We start from the raw sequence: 16037 nt of genomic DNA on the forward strand, positions 1-16037 counted from the left end.
TCATGCCTGCCGCGGTCAGAACCCGATCGCGGCCTGGTAGCGCGGCTTGTGCCCTGTGCGGATCCCGGTGACGCTCGGCTTGTTCTCGTACACGCCGGCGCCCCAGTTGCCCTCGACGAGCACCGGACCTTCAGGCGTGACCACGACATCCCAGCCGACGTACTGGATCTGCGGTACGACGCGCGCGACCTGGTCGACGAACTCGCGGACCTCGTCCATCATCGGCAGCTGGAAGTCGGCGATCGGGAAGCCGGAGTCCGGGTGCGTGACGTGCACGTGGCCGTGAGAGTCGTATCCGGATCCCACAGAGTGACCGTTCTCGTCGAGCATCGTGTAGAAGCCGCCGAAGCTCATCTGGTCGCTCACCGCTCCGCGTCCGAACTTCTGGGCCATCGCGAGGATGTGCGTCTTCTCGCCATCGAAGAATGCGGTGATGCGGGTGGTGTTCACGGTGCCGGGGCACACGGCCGCGAGGTCGGCGTGCTGGCGGATGACCTCTTCGACGAGGACCTGCTTCTTCGAGAGCAGCTCGGCGTGGAACGCATCCCAGTCGGTCACGTCGGCGGCGTGGTAGCGGTGGACACCCGTGCCCGCCTGGCCGTGCGTCTCCTTCACGACGATCGTGCCCTGGCGCTCGGTGAATGAACGCAGCTCGTCCGCGTTGCCCTGCGTGATGAGCATCCACTCCCTCTTGAGGAAGGCATCGAAGACGGCGTTGAACTCTGCCTTGTCATGGAACAGGTGCCGATAGTCGGGGTGGTCGTACTTCTGCGAGATCTCGTTCGACACGGGGTGGGTCATGAACGTGTCGCGCTCCGCCTTGGTGAGGATCGCGAAGTCGTAGTCGATGTAGTCCTGGAACCCGACGTTGTGGCGGCCCGCTGACCACAGCATGTCGACGACCACGAGGGGAACGGCCTTGCCGTGCTGAGAAGACGCCTCTTTGGCCCTCTCGATGACCGAGGCGACGTCGATGCGGCGAGCACGCGCCAGCAGATAGCGGACGCGGGGCGCGAGGGAAAAGCGTGACATGGATCTCCAAGTTCGGGGTCCTCTCCAGTCTACGGTGGGTGCGTGGGGCATCCTGAGAAGGCGGAGCTAGGCTGGAAGCGTGTGTGAGAAGACATCCAGCTCCCGCCCGCGCGCGATGATCTCGCGGTCGGCGCTCGCGGTCGCATCCGCTGCCGCCGTCGATGCAGGGGGACGCGTCGCCGACCTCCGCCGCGATGCCTGGGGGCATGGGGTGCTCTCCGTCGCACACGCGGTGGTCGCCGCCGGTGCGGAGGCCGTGCTGGTCGACCATGCCGAGGAGGTCGAGGCCCTGGCTCTCGAAGGCATCGACGCCGTGACGACCGGCGCACCGGATATCGACCCCTTCCTGCTCTACGGGCTCCCCGATGCGGAGGGAGCACTGAGCGCGAGGCCGGTCATGCGGCTCGTCGGCAGAGTGCTCTCCACGAAGCCGCTCAGGGCCGGAGACGCGGTCTCCTACGGCTACACCCATCGAGTGGCCCATGACACGACGGCCGCACTCATCACCGGCGGCTACGCCCAGGGGATCGTGCGCGCGCTGGGCAATGCCGCCCACGTGGAGATCGACGGTGTGCAGCGCCCGATCATCGGGCGTGTCGCGATGGATGTGTGCGTGATAGATCTGCAGGGATCCGCCGCCGTCACCGTGGGCGCCGAGGCCACCTACTTCGGAGGTCGCGGGCCGGCCGCTCCCGGGCTCGCCCGATGGAGCGCCGTCACCGGACTCACGATCGCCGAGCTCGTCACCGTCGCGGGTGCACACGCGGAGCGGGGGTGGGAGGCATGAGTCGGCCGGAGCTGCGGATCGACACCGACCTGTTCCGAGCGAACATCCGCGCGGTCCGCGATCGCATCGCCCCGTCGGAGCTCATGGTCGTCCTCAAGGACGACGCGTACGGTCACGGACTCCGGTGGGCCGTCGAGGCGGCGAAGGACACGGGCGTCGAGTGGTACGGGTCATACGACGTCCGAAGCGGGGTCGAAGCACGACGCGTGCTCGGCGACACCGGTCGGATCTTCGCGTGGGTCACCTCGACGGACGAGGAGATCGACGACGCGCTGCGCGCCGACATCGACCTCGGCGTCGGATCGGCGGAGTACCTGGCGCGCATCACCGCCAGGGCTGCGCATGCCGGCGCGCGGGCACGTATCCACCTCAAGATCGACACGGGGCTGCATCGCAACGGTCTGCTCCCGGCCGAGTGGGAGCGCACCGTCGCCGATGTGCGCGCGGGTGAAGCGGCGGGACACCTCGAGCTCGCCGGGATCTGGAGCCATCTCGCCGAGGCGAGCGACGACGAGGACGACGATGCTCAGGCCCTGTTCCTCGATGCCGTCCGTGTCGTGGAGCAGTCCGGACCGACGCCCGAGGCGCTGCACCTGACGGCATCCGCTGCGTCCTGGTGGCGGCCGGAGCTCCGCGGCTCGCTGTCGCGGATCGGGGCGTTCTGCTACGGCGTCCGCTCGGCGGAGGGACCCGACCTGCCGGGTGTCACGCCGGTGGCCGAGCTCACGGCGACGGTCCGGAAGATCGTGGACGGGAACGCTCAGGTCGGCGTCGGGTCGTTCGACGGCATCCCGTCCACTCTCGCAGGAGCAGACGTGGGCACCCCGGGCGGATCTCGCGAGCTGCTGCGGATCGACGAGACGACGTCGCTGGTCCAGGGGTGGCCGGGGATGCAGATCGGCGACTCGGTCTGGCTGTTCGGCGCGGGCGAGCACGGAGAAGCGAGTGCGACGACCCTCGCCGAGCGCGTCGACACCGTCGGCGAGGAGATACTCACCCGGCTCACGAGCCGCGTGCGCCGGGTCACCACCCCTTAACGAAGGCGGAGCCCGTCTGATGACGGGCTCCGAGGCGGATCGAACCGCGACCGATCAGTCGATCAGTCGTGCGGTCTCGTCGTGCCAGCTCGTTGCGATGCTGCGGAGCTTCTCTTCGTACTTGCGACCGTGGTGGGCGCAGAACAGGAGCTCGGATCCGTTGACCTCGGCGGCGATGTAGGCCTGAGCGCCACATGAATCACAGCGATCCATGGCGGTCAGGCGGAACTCGACGGCGGAGGTCTCACGTTCGGTCGTTGCGTTCATCTCGGGGCCTCCTTGAGTGTCGGGTTCGCTGGCTGGGCGTGTTCAATACAACCACGCTGGGGCTGTGTGCATGCCCGGTTTGCGGCGTGTTTCGCTCAGCGCGTACGTGCGGGTGCCGTACTGAGGGCTCCCGGGGAGTGTCTGCGGCTGGTGGAGAGGCATCGCGAATAGACTCGGAGATTATGACCGCCGAGTATTCCGCCCATCATCTCCAGGTGCTCGAAGGGCTCGAGGCCGTCCGCAAGCGCCCAGGTATGTACATCGGCTCGAACGGATCCCCGGGCCTGATGCACTGCCTCTGGGAGATCATCGACAACGCCGTCGACGAGGCCGTCGCGGGCAACGGCTCGAAGATCGACATCATCCTGCATGAGGACGGCAGTGTCGAGGTCCACGACCGCGGTCGCGGCATCCCCGTCGACGTCGAACCGCGCACCGGTCTCACCGGCGTCGAGGTCGTCTTCACGAAGCTGCATGCCGGCGGCAAGTTCGGTGGAGGCTCTTACGCGGCATCCGGTGGTCTGCACGGTGTGGGCGCCTCTGTGGTGAACGCCCTCTCGGAGCGGCTCGACGTCGAGGTAGACCGAGGTGGCAAGACCTATGCCATGTCGTTCCATCGCGGCGAGCCCGGACTCTTCGCCGACAAGGGTGAGAAGCGGCCGGACGCTCCGTTCACCCCGTTCCAGGACAAGAGCGAGCTGCGGGTCGTCGGCAAGGCGCCGCGCGGCACGAGCGGAACACGTATCCGCTATTGGGCGGATCACCAGATCTTCACGAAGGATGCCGCGTTCCAGCTCAACGACCTGGTGACTCGCGCACGTCAGACGGCGTTCCTCGTCCCAGGGCTGGAACTCGTGATCCGCGACGAGCGCGCGGCCAACGGCGCCGAGGTCGAGGGCCAGCCGATCGAGACGTCCTACCGGTACGACGGCGGCATCTCGGAGTTCGTCGAGTACCTCGCGAACGACGCTCCCGTCACCGACACCTGGCGCATCCAGGGCGAAGGCACGTTCAAAGAGACAGTGCCGGTGCTGCAGGCCGACGGCCACATGATCGCCACAGAGGTCGAGCGCGTCTGCGCCGTCGACATCGCGATGCGGTGGGGCACCGGCTACGACACGACCACGCGGTCGTTCGTCAACATCATCGCGACCCCCAAGGGCGGCACCCACCAGCAGGGCTTCGAGCAGGAGCTGCTCAAGGTGCTGCGCTCGCAGGTCGAGCAGAACGCACGTCGATTGAAGGTCGGCAGCAACGACAAGCTCGAGAAGGACGACGTCCTCGCCGGGCTCACCGCGGTGCTCACGGTGAACGTCCCCGAGCCGCAGTTCGAGGGCCAGACGAAGGAGATCCTCGGCACCCCGGCCGTGCGTCAGATCGTGGCCCAGGTGCTCCGGAAGGATCTCGGCGCCCGATTCAGCTCGACGAAGCGCGACGACAAGAGCCAGTCGACGCAGCTGCTCGACAAGGTGGTCGCGGAGATGAAGGCACGAGTCTCCGCTCGTGCCCACAAGGAGACCCAGCGCCGAAAGAACGCGCTCGAGTCCTCGACCCTTCCGACCAAGCTGGTCGACTGCCGCACGAACGAGGTGGAGCGCAGCGAGCTGTTCATCGTCGAGGGAGACTCCGCGCTCGGCACAGCGAAGAACGCACGGAACAGCGAGTTCCAGGCGCTGCTGCCCATTCGCGGAAAGATCCTCAACGTCCAGAAGGCGTCGGTCGGCGACATGCTGTCGAACGCCGAGTGCGCATCGATCATCCAGGTGATCGGTGCGGGCTCCGGCCGCAGCTTCGACATCGACGCCGCGCGGTACGGCAAGGTCATCCTGATGAGCGACGCCGATGTCGACGGCGCGCACATCCGCACGCTCCTGCTCACGCTGTTCTATCGCTACATGCGGCCGCTCATCGAGCATGGCCGCGTGTTCGCCGCGGTGCCGCCGCTGCACCGCGTGATCGTGATGAATCCGGGCTCCAAGCCCAACGAGACCATCTACACCTACAGCGAGCAGGAGATGCACGCCCTTCTCGCCAAGCTCCGCAAGTCGGGCAAGCGGTGGCACGAGCCGATTCAGCGTTACAAGGGACTCGGCGAGATGGACGCGGAGCAGCTCGCCACGACCACCATGGAACGCGGCGGCCGCCTGCTGCGCCGGGTGCGCATGGAGGATGCCGAGGCGGCGGGTCGCGTGTTCGAGCTGCTGATGGGCAACGAGGTCGCGCCTCGACGTGAGTTCATCATCGATTCGTCCGATCGCCTCTCCCGGGAATCGATCGACGCCTGATCGGTCAGCGCCTCAGCGCCAGAGCCGCGCGGTAGACGTCGAGCAGCGCGTCGCGGTGGGCGTTCGGCAAGCGGCGTGGAACAGCGCTCAGACCAGAGTGCGGCCGATGCTCCCGATCACGCCGTCCACCGGCTGACCCGATGCGTCGCGTCGTGCGCCGGGTGCGGGGAGCTTGCGCACCGCACCCGTCGGATCGACGGCCTGCGCCGGGCTCGGCCCGACCCAGGCGACCATGAGGCGGTCCTCGCCCTTCAGGAAGGCGTGGGCACGGACTCCGCCGGTCGCTCGGCCCTTCGAGGGATACTCCGCGAACGAGGTCACCTTGGCACGTCCCGGTTCGGTACCGGGCAGGCTGCTGTCGGAACCGGAGACCGTGGCGACGACGGCATCGGCATCCGGAGTGACAGCGCCGAAGAACAGCACGGACGCGCCGGCCCCCAGCTTCATGCCCGCCATGCCGCCGGCCGGTGCTCCCTGCGGGCGCACCGCTGAGGCCGAGAAGCGCAGCAGCTGGGCATCCGTGGTCACGAACACGAGGTCTGCGTCATCCTGAGCCTCGACAGCACCCACGACCGTGTCGCCGGGCTTCATGCCGATGACCTCGAGGTCGGGACGCACGGGGAGCGTGGAGGGAACGATCCGCTTGACTGTGCCCTGGGCCGTGCCGAGGGCGATCGGGACGTCGCTGTCGAAGCGCACGAACGCGAGGATCCGCTCTCCGCGGGTGGTGATCCCGAGGTAGTCGCGCAGCGGCGCGCCTGCCGCGAGCTGCACGGAAGACGACGGTACCGACGGCAGATCGACGGGGGAGAAGCGCAGCACGCGCCCTTCCGTCGTCAGTGCACCGATCTCCGCGCGCACCGTCGTGTCGACGGTGGTCAGGATCGCGTCGTGCTTGCTCCGTCGGGCCGGCAGCGTGAGCTCCTGCCCCTCGGCGAGGTCCACGCGCACGGCGCGTCCGGTCGTCGACAGCACGAGCACGGTGGGAGCATCGGCGATCTGCAGGTCGACGGCACCCTTCGTCGCGCGCGGCTTCGGGGGCGCGGCGTTCATCAGGAGCGTACGGCGAGGAGTGCCGTAGGCCTCGGCTGCGGCATCCAACTCCTGTGCGACCACTGCGCGCAGCAGGGCCTCGCTCGACAGGAGATCGCGGAGTCTGGCGATCTCGGCGAGCAGCGCGTCGCGCTCGGTCTCGAGCTCGATGCGCGAGAACTTCGTCAGACGCCGCAGGCGCAGCTCGAGGATGTACTCCGCCTGCAGTTCGCTGAGGTCGAAGACGGACCGCAGTCGTGCGCGCGCCTGCTCGGAGTCGTCGGAGGAGCGGATGACCTGGATGACCTCGTCGATGTCGAGGATCGCGATGAGGAGCCCCTCGACGAGATGCAGACGCTCTTCGCGGCGAGCGAGGCGATAGCGGCTGCGGCGCGTGATGACCTCGAGCCGGTGCGCGACATAGACGCGCAGCATCTCCTTGAGCCCGAGGGTGCGCGGCTGGCCGTCGACCAGAGCCACATTGTTGATGCTGAAGGAATCCTCGAGAGGCGTGAGCCGGTAGAGCTGCTCGAGGACGGCGTTGGGGTCGAACCCGGTCTTGATGCCGATCGCGACGCGCAGGCCGTGGTTGCGGTCGGTGAGGTCGGTCACGTCGCTGATGCCCTGCAGCTTCTTCGACTGGACGGCATCACGGATCTTCTCGATCAGTCGCTCCGGCCCGACCATGTACGGCAGCTCGGATACGACGATGCCGGTGCGCCGCGGGCCGAGTGGCTCGACCGACACCTTGCCGCGCACCTTCAATGCGCCGCGTCCGGTCGCGTATGCATCCTTGACTCCGTCGAGACCCATCAGGATGCCGCCCGAGGGGAAGTCCGGTCCGGGGACGAACTCCATGAGCTCTTCGGTCGTCGCGTCGGGATTCTCGAGCAGGTGGGTGGCGGCGGCGACGACCTCGATCAGGTTGTGCGGTGCCATGTTGGTCGCCATGCCGACGGCGATACCGCTCGCTCCGTTGACGAGCAGGTTCGGGAAAGCTGCGGGCAGCACGGACGGCTGCTGGAACTGGCCGTCGTAGTTCGGGATGAAATCGACGACGTCCTCGTCGAGGTTCTCGGTGAGCGCCATCGCGGGGGAGGCGAGACGCGCCTCGGTGTAGCGCGCAGCCGCGGGACCGTCGTCGAGCGAGCCGAAGTTGCCGTGTCCGTCGACCAGCGGCACGCGCAGCGCCCACTCCTGGGCGAGGCGCACGAGGGCGTCGTAGATCGCCGAGTCGCCGTGCGGGTGCAGCTTTCCCATGACCTCGCCCACGACGCGGGCGCTCTTGACGTGACCGCGGTCGGGACGGAGGCCCATCTCGGCCATCTGATACAGGATGCGTCGCTGCACGGGCTTCAGGCCGTCGCGAGCGTCGGGCAGAGCCCGCGAGTAGATCACCGAGTAGGCGTACTCGAGGAAGGAACCCTGCATCTCTGTCTCGAGATCGATGTCCTGGATACGCTCAGGGGCGAGCTCGGCAGGCGGGGTCTTCGGCATGGGCATCCTGAATGGTGCGAGGCTGAGGGCGTACGGGAGCCTGTGTCAGACTGGCTCGGATGTCCCTCATTCTACCGTCCGAGTCGCCGGCAGCCCGGAGCGTCGTCGGGGTGGCGGACGACGTGTTCGCCGCTCTGCGCGGTGAGTCCGCGACCCTGCCGCGGGCTGAGTCCGTCGTCCTCGTGCTCATCGACGGCCTCGGCGCCATCAGTCTGCGCGCCCATGCCGGCCACGCCAGAGCGCTCACCGCCGGCATGGCGAAGAAGGATGTCGCCCATTCGGTCTTCCCGTCGACCACCGCGGCGGCTCTCACCAGCATCCTCACGGGTACATGGCCCGGCCAGCATGGACTGGTCGGCTACCGGGTCCTCGATCCCGACAGGGACGTGCTGGTCAACCAGCTCACGGGCTGGGAATCGGAAGGTCTCGATCCGGCGACGTGGCAGGCGGCTCCGACGGTCTTCGAGCGCGCCAGGTCAGAGGGTCGTCCGACCTTCGCCGTCGGCGTCGCGGCGTACGCGGGGAGCGGGTTCACCCGTGCGACGCTGCGCGGTGCCGACTTCGTCGCCGCCCAGACACCCGCCGAGCGAGTGGAGGCCGCATACGACCTCGCGGAGCGCCACCCGGGCTCGCTCGTCTACTGCTACCTGCCCGAGGCCGATAAGGCGGGGCACAGATACGGCCTCGACTCCGTGCACTGGATCGCCGCGCTCGAGGAGATCGACGCCGCGCTCTCACGACGTGTGCCGCCGGGTGTCGGTGTGCTCGTGACGTCGGACCACGGCATGCTCGACGTGCCGGCGCACCGGCAGATCGTTCTCGAGGCAGAGCACCTCGAGGGAGTTCGCCATCTCGGTGGGGAACCGCGGATGCTGCACGTCTATGTCGAACCGGATGCCGACGCATCTGCGGTCGCCGAGCGGTGGGTTCGTGACCTCGACGGCGTCGCTGATGTCGGAACCCGGGATCAGGCGATCGCGGCGGGGTTGTTCGGCCCGGAGGTGACCGAGGCGGCCTCGTCGCGGATCGGCGATGTCCTCGTCGTGGCCCGGGGCAACGGTGCCGTCTACGACGGCACGGCTGCAGACCAGCGCGGCCGTGGAATGATCGGGCAGCACGGGGGACTGACTCCGGAAGAGCGTCAGGTTCCGCTGCTCAGGTTCGGAGCCTTCGCGCGCTGAGTCCTCGCACTCGTGCCGGGTGCCGGTCTACTCGTCGGTGCGGGCCCCGAAGACGATCTCGTCCCACGACGGCATCGCGTTGCGGCGTCGACGGCGACCGTTGCCCTCGTTCGCGGGCTCCGGTGCGGGCTCCGGCTCGTCACTCTCCGCAGGAACGCTTTCGAAGGCGTCGAACAGCGCGATCGGACTCTGGTCCGTGTTCTCGTCGTCCGGCTCGTCGAGGATCGGTGCGGTCTCGCGCTGACCCCGCCGGCGTCGCAACGCCTCGAGCAGGTCGGCGGTCTCGGGGCTCGTCGTCGCGGACTCCGGCGCGCGCTTGATCGCGGCGTCCTGCGCCGCTGCCATCGAGCGCTCTGGGGCGATGCTGTCGTCGACCTCGGCTTCGGGCGCCGGGAGCAGACGTGGCCCGAATGCGCCGGAGTCGAAACGGCTGTCGTCCTTGTAGGGCGATGCCTGCCGCTCGGCCTCGACGGCGCGCAGTCGCGGGATGAGTCCGTCCGGCAGCGAGCCCTGGCGAGACAGCTGGGTCGCATCGGCGTTGAGCGGTGCGAGGGCGCTGCGGCGGGGGTCGAAGCTCCAGCGAGCGTCGTGCTCGACCTCGTTGGCGGTGAACTCGAGCTTGATGATCCAGCCGCTCTCGTCCTTCCAGCTCGCCCAGCGCTCGGCAGAGGCCTCGACCTCTGACAGCTTGGCTCGGATCGCGGTGCCGAAAGTCGGCTGAGCGTCGGGCTCGACATCGCTGCCGATCAGGACGGGTACGGCGAGCGCCTGGCCGATGACGTGCTCGCGCTCGGCGAGAACGGGTCCTTCGAAGCGGATGACGTCGTCGACGCCGATGCCGAGGAGGGCCGCGACCTCGGGCGCCGTGAGACCGGCGCGGATCTGAGCCTGGATGTCGCGCGGGCTCGCCGCGAGACGCTGAGCAGCCGGCTCGCTCTGTCGCGTCGCCCGACGGATCTCTCGGTGCAGGACGTCGTCGATGGGCAGCGCGAACCGCTCGCCCGACTCGGTCGCGAGTACGAGCAGTCCTGCTTCTGTGCCGACGATGGTGACGTTTTCCATGCGAATGCCCCTCTGATGGGTGTGCGTTCATGGTGTCACGCGGGGCCGCTCAGAACCGGGAATAGTCTGGGCGTGCCGTGAGTTTGGTCTGTCGCAGCCGCGGGCATTTGCTTATTCCTCCGCGGTCATGCAAACTATGGCCGCCGATTACCCCGACGGCGCACCACCCACTCGCATGAAAGTGGAGATTTACCACATGGCAACCGACTACGACGCTCCCCGCAAGAGTGAAGACGACTCCGAGTCGATCGAAGCCCTCAAGGAGCGTGTGCCGGACAAGCTCTCCGGCTCATCGGGAGACGAAGACGCGGACAACCCGTCCAGCTTCGACCTCCCGGGAGCGGATCTCTCCGACCTCGAGCTCGATGTCGTCGTGCTGCCCGCGCAGCAGGACGAGTTCACCTGCATGAACTGCTTCCTCGTGAAGCACCGTTCTCAGCTCGACCACGAGGGCGCATCCGGCCCCATCTGCAAGGAGTGCGCCGCCTGAGCGCACCATAGAGCGAGATCTCACGCGCCCCCGACCGCTTGGTCAGGGGCGCGTCGTCTTTCCGGCCTTGAGCGGCGTGATCGATCCCGCAACGTGCTCCGGCGGGCGGCGTGGTCAGCGCTGGGCCGCGACGATCGCGGCGGCCAGCCGATCGGGCGTGCGCGACGAGATGGTCCAGGTGTCGACGGGATCGTCGGGGTCGATGTTCGGAACGACGACGATGCCGTCGACTCCGCCCCGGATCAGATGCCAGCCTCGCGCCGGAAGCCCCGGTCCTCGAGCCTGGCGCGCCTCTTCGCCGTTCAGCGCCCGTGGTGTGCCGAGGTGTCGGACGTCGATATGCGCTCGACCGGCCCGCAGCACATCGCCGTCGACCGAGACGGGCGGGGCGAGTGCGAGGAAGGCGATCACGAGGAGAGCCGAGACCGCTGCGCCGACGACCAGGGCGATGGTCGAGCCGACGGGCACGAAGATGAGCGCCACCATGGGGCCCGCCAGAGCGACCGTCACCAGCAGCCACAGGCTGGGGGACAGTCTCTCGCGGTAGTGGATCCGCGCGTCAGGAGCGATGTTCTGCATTAGCCTCGTGGGGTGACTGATTCCGTTGATGTCCCCATTATCGCCTCTGTGGTGCCCGGCTACGCCCACCCCGGTGATGCGGGCGCCGATCTCGTCGCCGCCGAGGCCGTCCACCTGGCACCCGGCGAGCGGGCGCTCGTGGCCACCGGAGTGCGCATCGCCCTGCCCGAGGGATACGCCGCCTTCGTGGTGCCGCGCAGCGGACTCGCGGCCAAGCACGGGATCTCGATCGTCAACTCGCCCGGCACGGTGGATGCCGGCTATCGCGGTGAGATCAAGGTGAGCCTGATCAACACCGACATCCACAGCGCGTACGATGTCGCCGTCGGCGATCGCATCGCGCAACTGATCGTGATGCCCGTGACCCGAGCCGTGTTCATCCCGGTCGAGGAGCTGCCAGAGAGCGTCCGCGGCGAGGGTGGCTTCGGCTCGACGGGCTACCAGGCAGGATCCCATTCCCCTTCGGCAGGACAGACCAATGACTGACAACAACGCGACTCCTTCGAAGTCCGCGCCGGACGACCGGGCGACACAGGGCCCGTTCGACGACTCCGAGGCGAACCCCGTCCGGCCCTACATTGATCTCGGCGGCATCAAGATCCTTCCGCGCGAGGGCCTCAACCTTCGGCTCGAGGTCGAAGAGCAGTCCAAGCGCATCGTGGCCGTCGGGCTCGACTACGCCGATTCGTCCCTGCAGGTGCAGCCTTTCGCGGCACCGCGCTCGGGCGGTCTCTGGGACGAGACCCGGGTGCAGCTGCGTGATCAGGTGCGCACCCAGGGCGGCCGGGTCGAGGAGCGCGACGGTCCCCTCGGCAAGGAGCTCCTCGCCGAGGTTCCCGCGGCGGCCAACGAGGGATCCGAGCTGCGCCTCGCGCGCTTCATCGGCATCGACGGGCCCCGCTGGTTCCTTCGTGGGGTCATCGGCGGAGCCGCGGCATCCGATCTCGAAGCGGCCGCCAAGGTCGAGGATCTCTTCCGGTCGATCGTCGTCGTGCGCGGTGGCGCTCCGATGCCGCCGCGCGACCTGATCCCGCTGAAGATGCCCGCGACTCCCGGCTCCGCGTGACCACCCCGGCCCCGGAGCCCGAGCGCGAGCAGAGCGCGTCGGACATCGTCGGCGCGGCTCTCGGCGGCGCCGCTCGCCGAGCGGGTCTCGACCCGAACGAGAGCGGCGCGACGCACCGTGTGGTGTGGTCCGCGATCGGCGGATGGCGCGGCATCCTCGAGTCCGTCCTTCCGAGCCTCGCGTTCGTCATCCTCTTCACCATCCGCCCCGAGCCGCTGATCGTTCCTCTGGGCGTGTCGGTCGGGCTCGCCGCGGTGTTCACCGTCGTGCGGCTGATCCAGAAGTCACCCCCGTCTGCGGCCATCGGCGGTCTCGTGGCCGCCGCAGCCGCGGCTGCGCTCGCGCTGTGGACGGGCCGCGGCGAAGACAACTTCGTCCCCGGTCTCATCACCAACGCCCTCTATGGCACCGGCATGCTGGTGTCGGCGCTGATCGGCTGGTCGCTGATCGGTCTCGCGGTCGGTTTTCTGATGGGGGAGGGCACCGCATGGCGGCGCGACCGTCGCAAGCGTCGTGCCTTCCTGTGGCTCGGCGTGGCCTGGGCCGCTCTGTTCTTCGCACGTCTCGCAGTGCAGTTGCCGCTGTACCTCGCCGGAGACGTCACCGCGCTCGGCACGCTGAAGCTGATCATGGGCCTGCCGCTGTTCGCGCCGCTGATCGCCGTCACCTGGCTCGTCGTGCGCGCGCTGTATCCGCGCGGCGCCGATGCCGACAAGGCCGCTCAGCCGTGATAGATTTATCTTGACATCAAGATAAATTGCAGGCTTTCGCCTGAGGGCTGAGCGGAGCAGACTGGTTAGGTCTGCCTTGCTAGCCGCAGGGGCTCGCTGGCGAGCAAGATGGAGGCGCCTGTCGCTCCCATCCGAATAGAAGGAGACGGATTCGTGTCCACGGTGAACAGCTTCGGTGCCAAGAGCACCCTGACGGTCGGCAGCACCGACTACGAGATCTTCCGCATCGACACGGTGCCCGGTTTCGACAAGCTCCCTTTCAGTCTGAAGGTCCTCCTCGAGAACCTGCTTCGCACCGAGGACGGCGCGAATGTGACCAAGGCGCAGATCGAAGCACTGGGTTCGTGGGATGCCGCGGCTGAGCCGAGCACTGAGATCCAGTTCACGCCGGCCCGTGTGGTCATGCAGGACTTCACCGGTGTTCCCTGCATCGTCGACCTCGCCACCATGCGCGAGGCCGTCACGGCGCTGGGTGGCGACGCGAACAAGATCAACCCGCTCTCGCCCGCCGAGATGGTCATCGACCACTCGGTGATCGCCGACCTCTTCGGTTCCGAGAACGCCCTCGAGCGCAACGTCGAGATCGAGTACGAGCGCAACGGCGAGCGGTACCAGTTCCTTCGCTGGGGCCAGACGGCATTCAGCGACTTCAAGGTCGTTCCCCCCGGAACCGGCATCGTGCACCAGGTGAACATCGAGCACCTGGCCAAGGTCATCTACGACCGTGACGTCGACGGAGTGCTGCGCGCCTACCCCGACACCTGCGTCGGCACCGACTCGCACACCACGATGGTCAACGGCCTGGGTGTGCTCGGGTGGGGCGTCGGCGGCATCGAGGCCGAGGCCGCGATGCTCGGCCAGCCCGTGTCGATGCTCATCCCGCGCGTCGTCGGCTTCAAGCTCTCGGGCGAGATCCCGGCCGGCGTCACGGCTACGGACGTCGTGCTGACGATCACCGACCTGCTGCGCAAGCACGGAGTCGTCGGCAAGTTCGTCGAGTTCTACGGTGAGGGCGTGGCATCCGTGCCGCTGGCCAACCGCGCGACGATCGGCAACATGTCGCCCGAGTTCGGTTCGACGGCGGCGATCTTCCCGATCGACGACGTGACCCTCGACTACCTGCGTCTGACCGGTCGCAGCGACGAGGCCGTCGCGCTGGTCGAGGCGTACGCGAAGACCCAGAAGCTCTGGCACGACGCATCGCAGGAGCCCGTCTTCAGCGAGTACCTCGAGCTCGACCTCGGCACTGTGGTGCCGTCGATCGCCGGCCCGAAGCGCCCGCAGGACCGCATCCTCCTCTCCGAGGCGAAGTCGCAGTTCGAGCAGGACATCCTGGCCTACGCCGCACCGTCGACCTCGGACGACGTCGTCGACCTCGAGTCGAAGCACTCGTTCCCCGCCTCCGACCCGGGCAACGCGCCCGGTGAAGAGGAGCCGCGCACCACCCGGCCCGTGCACATCAACAGCGGCGCACCGGCGAACGCGTCGAAGCCCGTGCCGGTCACCACTCCGTCGGGTGAGAAGTACATCCTCGACAACGGTGCAGTGACCCTCGCGGCGATCACCTCGTGCACCAACACCTCGAACCCCTCGGTGATGATCGCCGCAGGTCTCGTCGCCCGCAAGGCGCTCGAGAAGGGCCTGAAGCAGAAGCCCTGGGTCAAGACCACCCTCGGCCCCGGCTCGAAGGTCGTCACCGACTACTACGAGAAGTCCGGACTCGACAAGGACCTCGAGGGCCTCGGCTTCTACACCGTCGGCTACGGCTGCACCATCTGCATCGGAAACTCGGGTCCGCTGATCGAAGAGGTCTCCGCGGCCATCAACGATCACGACCTCGCCGTGACCGCCGTGCTCTCGGGCAACCGCAACTTCGAGGGCCGCATCAGCCCCGACGTGAAGATGAACTACCTCGCGAGCCCGCCGCTCGTCATCGCCTACGCCCTCGCGGGGTCGATGCACTTCGACTTCGAGAACGATGCGCTCGGCAAGGGATCCGACGGCAACGACGTGTTCCTCAAGGACATCTGGCCGACGCCCGACGAGGTGCAGGAGATCGTCGATTCCTCGATCTCGCGTGAGCAGTTCATCAAGCAGTACGCGACCGTCTTCGACGGTGACGAGCGCTGGCGCAGCCTGCCCACCCCGGACGACGACATCTTCCAGTGGGACGAGAACTCGACGTACGTGCGCAAGGCTCCGTACTTCGACGGCATGACGATGGAGCTCACCCCGGTGCGCGACATCGAGGGCGCCCGCGTCATGGCGACTCTGGGCGACTCGGTCACGACCGACCACATCTCGCCCGCCGGCAACATCAAGCCCGGCACCCCCGCGGCGCAGTACCTCATGGAGCACGGGGTCGACCGCAAGGACTTCAACTCCTTCGGATCGCGTCGCGGCAACCACGAGGTCATGATCCGCGGCACGTTCGCGAACATCCGCCTGAAGAACCTGATGGTCTCGGCTGTCAACGACGGCCAGGTCGTCGAGGGTGGCTACACCCGCGACTTCACCCAGCCCGGTGGACCGCAGTCGTACATCTACGACGCGAGCATGAACTACCAGGAGCAGGGCACGCCCCTCGTCATCTTCGGTGGCAAGGAGTACGGTTCGGGATCGTCGCGCGACTGGGCGGCGAAGGGCACGAGCCTCCTCGGCGTCAAGGCGGTCATCACCGAGAGCTTCGAGCGCATCCACCGCTCGAACCTGATCGGAATGGGCGTCGTCCCGCTGCAGTTCCCGGCCGGTGAGAGCTGGGAGTCCCTGGGTCTCGACGGCACCGAGATCGTCTCGATCTCCGGTCTCGAGGAGCTCAACAACGGCGTGACCCCGAAGACGGTTCGCGTCACGGCCACGCCGAGCGAGAACTCGCCCGAGGGCAAGCAGGTCGTCGAGTTCGACGCGGTCGTCCGCATCGACACCCCCGGTGAGGCGGATTACTACCGCAACGGCGGCATCCTGCAGTACGTGCTGCGTTCGCTGGTCTGA

Annotated in this window: 14 protein-coding genes; 9 read left to right on the forward strand and 5 right to left on the reverse strand. The window is 67.8% G+C overall.

The features are described 5' to 3' along the window. Positions 1-15: 15 nt before the first annotated feature. Positions 16-1032: a sugar-transfer associated ATP-grasp domain-containing protein gene (locus tag LQZ85_RS16150; protein ID WP_056278812.1), complete on the reverse strand. Its 1017-nt coding sequence runs from the start codon at positions 1030-1032 to the stop codon at positions 16-18. 79 nt (positions 1033-1111) lie between these two features. Here LQZ85_RS16150 and LQZ85_RS16155 point away from each other — a divergent pair, with 79 nt between their 5' ends. Together LQZ85_RS16155 and LQZ85_RS16160 are read left to right on the forward strand one after the other, a co-directional pair. Next, positions 1112-1819, forward strand: a complete 708-nt coding sequence (locus LQZ85_RS16155; protein WP_230101208.1) for an alanine racemase C-terminal domain-containing protein — start codon at positions 1112-1114, stop codon at positions 1817-1819. Continuing rightward, complete coding sequence (locus LQZ85_RS16160; protein ID WP_056279082.1) at positions 1816-2856, forward strand: alanine racemase; 1041 nt, start codon at positions 1816-1818, stop codon at positions 2854-2856. The genes LQZ85_RS16155 and LQZ85_RS16160 overlap by 4 nt, the downstream gene beginning before the upstream one ends. Before the next feature lie 54 nt (positions 2857-2910). Here the strand turns inward: LQZ85_RS16160 and LQZ85_RS16165 are convergent, their stop codons facing one another. Next, the gene (locus tag LQZ85_RS16165; RefSeq protein WP_042540282.1) at positions 2911-3123 is read right to left on the reverse strand and encodes a hypothetical protein; all 213 of its coding nucleotides are present in this window, start codon (positions 3121-3123) and stop codon (positions 2911-2913) included. A 182-nt stretch (positions 3124-3305) separates the two neighbouring features. On the opposite strand from LQZ85_RS16165, the gene LQZ85_RS16170 reads away from it, so the two are divergent. Then, positions 3306-5408, forward strand: coding sequence for a DNA topoisomerase IV subunit B (locus LQZ85_RS16170; RefSeq protein WP_082297819.1), 2103 nt, complete (start codon positions 3306-3308; stop codon positions 5406-5408). 87 nt (positions 5409-5495) lie between these two features. Here the strand turns inward: LQZ85_RS16170 and LQZ85_RS16175 are convergent, their stop codons facing one another. Then, entirely contained in the window at positions 5496-7937 is a 2442-nt protein-coding gene (locus LQZ85_RS16175; RefSeq protein WP_082586595.1) for a DNA topoisomerase IV subunit A, read from the reverse strand. Positions 7938-7996: 59 nt separating this feature from the next. Between LQZ85_RS16175 and LQZ85_RS16180 the strand changes: the two genes are divergently transcribed. Beyond that, positions 7997-9118 (forward strand): nucleotide pyrophosphatase/phosphodiesterase family protein, encoded by a 1122-nt coding sequence (locus LQZ85_RS16180; protein ID WP_230101209.1) that lies wholly within the window; start codon positions 7997-7999, stop codon positions 9116-9118. Between the two features lie 27 nt (positions 9119-9145). Here LQZ85_RS16180 and sepH read toward each other — a convergent pair whose 3' ends face one another. Continuing rightward, the gene (sepH, locus tag LQZ85_RS16185) at positions 9146-10180 is read right to left on the reverse strand and encodes a septation protein SepH (RefSeq protein WP_053096248.1); all 1035 of its coding nucleotides are present in this window, start codon (positions 10178-10180) and stop codon (positions 9146-9148) included. 196 nt (positions 10181-10376) lie between these two features. Between sepH and LQZ85_RS16190 the strand changes: the two genes are divergently transcribed. After that, positions 10377-10670 carry a DUF4193 domain-containing protein gene (locus tag LQZ85_RS16190; protein WP_042540214.1) on the forward strand — a complete coding sequence of 98 codons (294 nt, stop codon included), beginning with the start codon at positions 10377-10379 and terminating at the stop codon, positions 10668-10670. Between the two features lie 114 nt (positions 10671-10784). On the opposite strand, the gene LQZ85_RS16195 is transcribed toward LQZ85_RS16190, so the two are convergent. Continuing rightward, complete coding sequence (locus LQZ85_RS16195; protein ID WP_056278808.1) at positions 10785-11249, reverse strand: DUF3093 domain-containing protein; 465 nt, start codon at positions 11247-11249, stop codon at positions 10785-10787. 12 nt (positions 11250-11261) lie between these two features. Here LQZ85_RS16195 and dut point away from each other — a divergent pair, with 12 nt between their 5' ends. The 4 genes from dut (at position 11262) to LQZ85_RS16215 (ending at position 16037) form a co-directional block, all read left to right on the forward strand. Continuing rightward, positions 11262-11735, forward strand: a complete 474-nt coding sequence (gene dut, locus LQZ85_RS16200; protein ID WP_056278807.1) for a dUTP diphosphatase — start codon at positions 11262-11264, stop codon at positions 11733-11735. Further along, positions 11728-12315 carry a DUF3710 domain-containing protein gene (locus tag LQZ85_RS16205; RefSeq protein WP_056278806.1) on the forward strand — a complete coding sequence of 196 codons (588 nt, stop codon included), beginning with the start codon at positions 11728-11730 and terminating at the stop codon, positions 12313-12315. Before dut ends, LQZ85_RS16205 begins: the two co-directional genes overlap by 8 nt. Further along, positions 12312-13046 (forward strand): DUF3159 domain-containing protein, encoded by a 735-nt coding sequence (locus LQZ85_RS16210; protein ID WP_056278805.1) that lies wholly within the window; start codon positions 12312-12314, stop codon positions 13044-13046. Before LQZ85_RS16205 ends, LQZ85_RS16210 begins: the two co-directional genes overlap by 4 nt. A gap of 108 nt (positions 13047-13154) precedes the next feature. Further along, positions 13155-16037: an aconitate hydratase gene (locus tag LQZ85_RS16215; RefSeq protein WP_171821918.1), complete on the forward strand. Its 2883-nt coding sequence runs from the start codon at positions 13155-13157 to the stop codon at positions 16035-16037.

The organism is Microbacterium sp. Bi98, from assembly GCF_918698045.1.
Lineage (GTDB): Bacteria > Actinomycetota > Actinomycetes > Actinomycetales > Microbacteriaceae > Microbacterium.

Coding starts and splice junctions, on each gene's coding strand:
- LQZ85_RS16150 (WP_056278812.1), bottom strand. CDS start 1,032: ATGTCACGCTTTTCCCTCGCGCCCCGCGTCCGCTATCTGCTGGCGCGT.
- LQZ85_RS16160 (WP_056279082.1), top strand. CDS start 1,816: ATGAGTCGGCCGGAGCTGCGGATCGACACCGACCTGTTCCGAGCGAAC.
- LQZ85_RS16165 (WP_042540282.1), bottom strand. CDS start 3,123: ATGAACGCAACGACCGAACGTGAGACCTCCGCCGTCGAGTTCCGCCTG.
- LQZ85_RS16170 (WP_082297819.1), top strand. CDS start 3,306: ATGACCGCCGAGTATTCCGCCCATCATCTCCAGGTGCTCGAAGGGCTC.
- LQZ85_RS16175 (WP_082586595.1), bottom strand. CDS start 7,937: ATGCCGAAGACCCCGCCTGCCGAGCTCGCCCCTGAGCGTATCCAGGAC.
- LQZ85_RS16180 (WP_230101209.1), top strand. CDS start 7,997: ATGTCCCTCATTCTACCGTCCGAGTCGCCGGCAGCCCGGAGCGTCGTC.
- sepH (WP_053096248.1), bottom strand. CDS start 10,180: ATGGAAAACGTCACCATCGTCGGCACAGAAGCAGGACTGCTCGTACTC.
- LQZ85_RS16190 (WP_042540214.1), top strand. CDS start 10,377: ATGGCAACCGACTACGACGCTCCCCGCAAGAGTGAAGACGACTCCGAG.
- LQZ85_RS16195 (WP_056278808.1), bottom strand. CDS start 11,249: ATGCAGAACATCGCTCCTGACGCGCGGATCCACTACCGCGAGAGACTG.
- LQZ85_RS16205 (WP_056278806.1), top strand. CDS start 11,728: ATGACTGACAACAACGCGACTCCTTCGAAGTCCGCGCCGGACGACCGG.
- LQZ85_RS16215 (WP_171821918.1), top strand. CDS start 13,155: ATGGAGGCGCCTGTCGCTCCCATCCGAATAGAAGGAGACGGATTCGTG.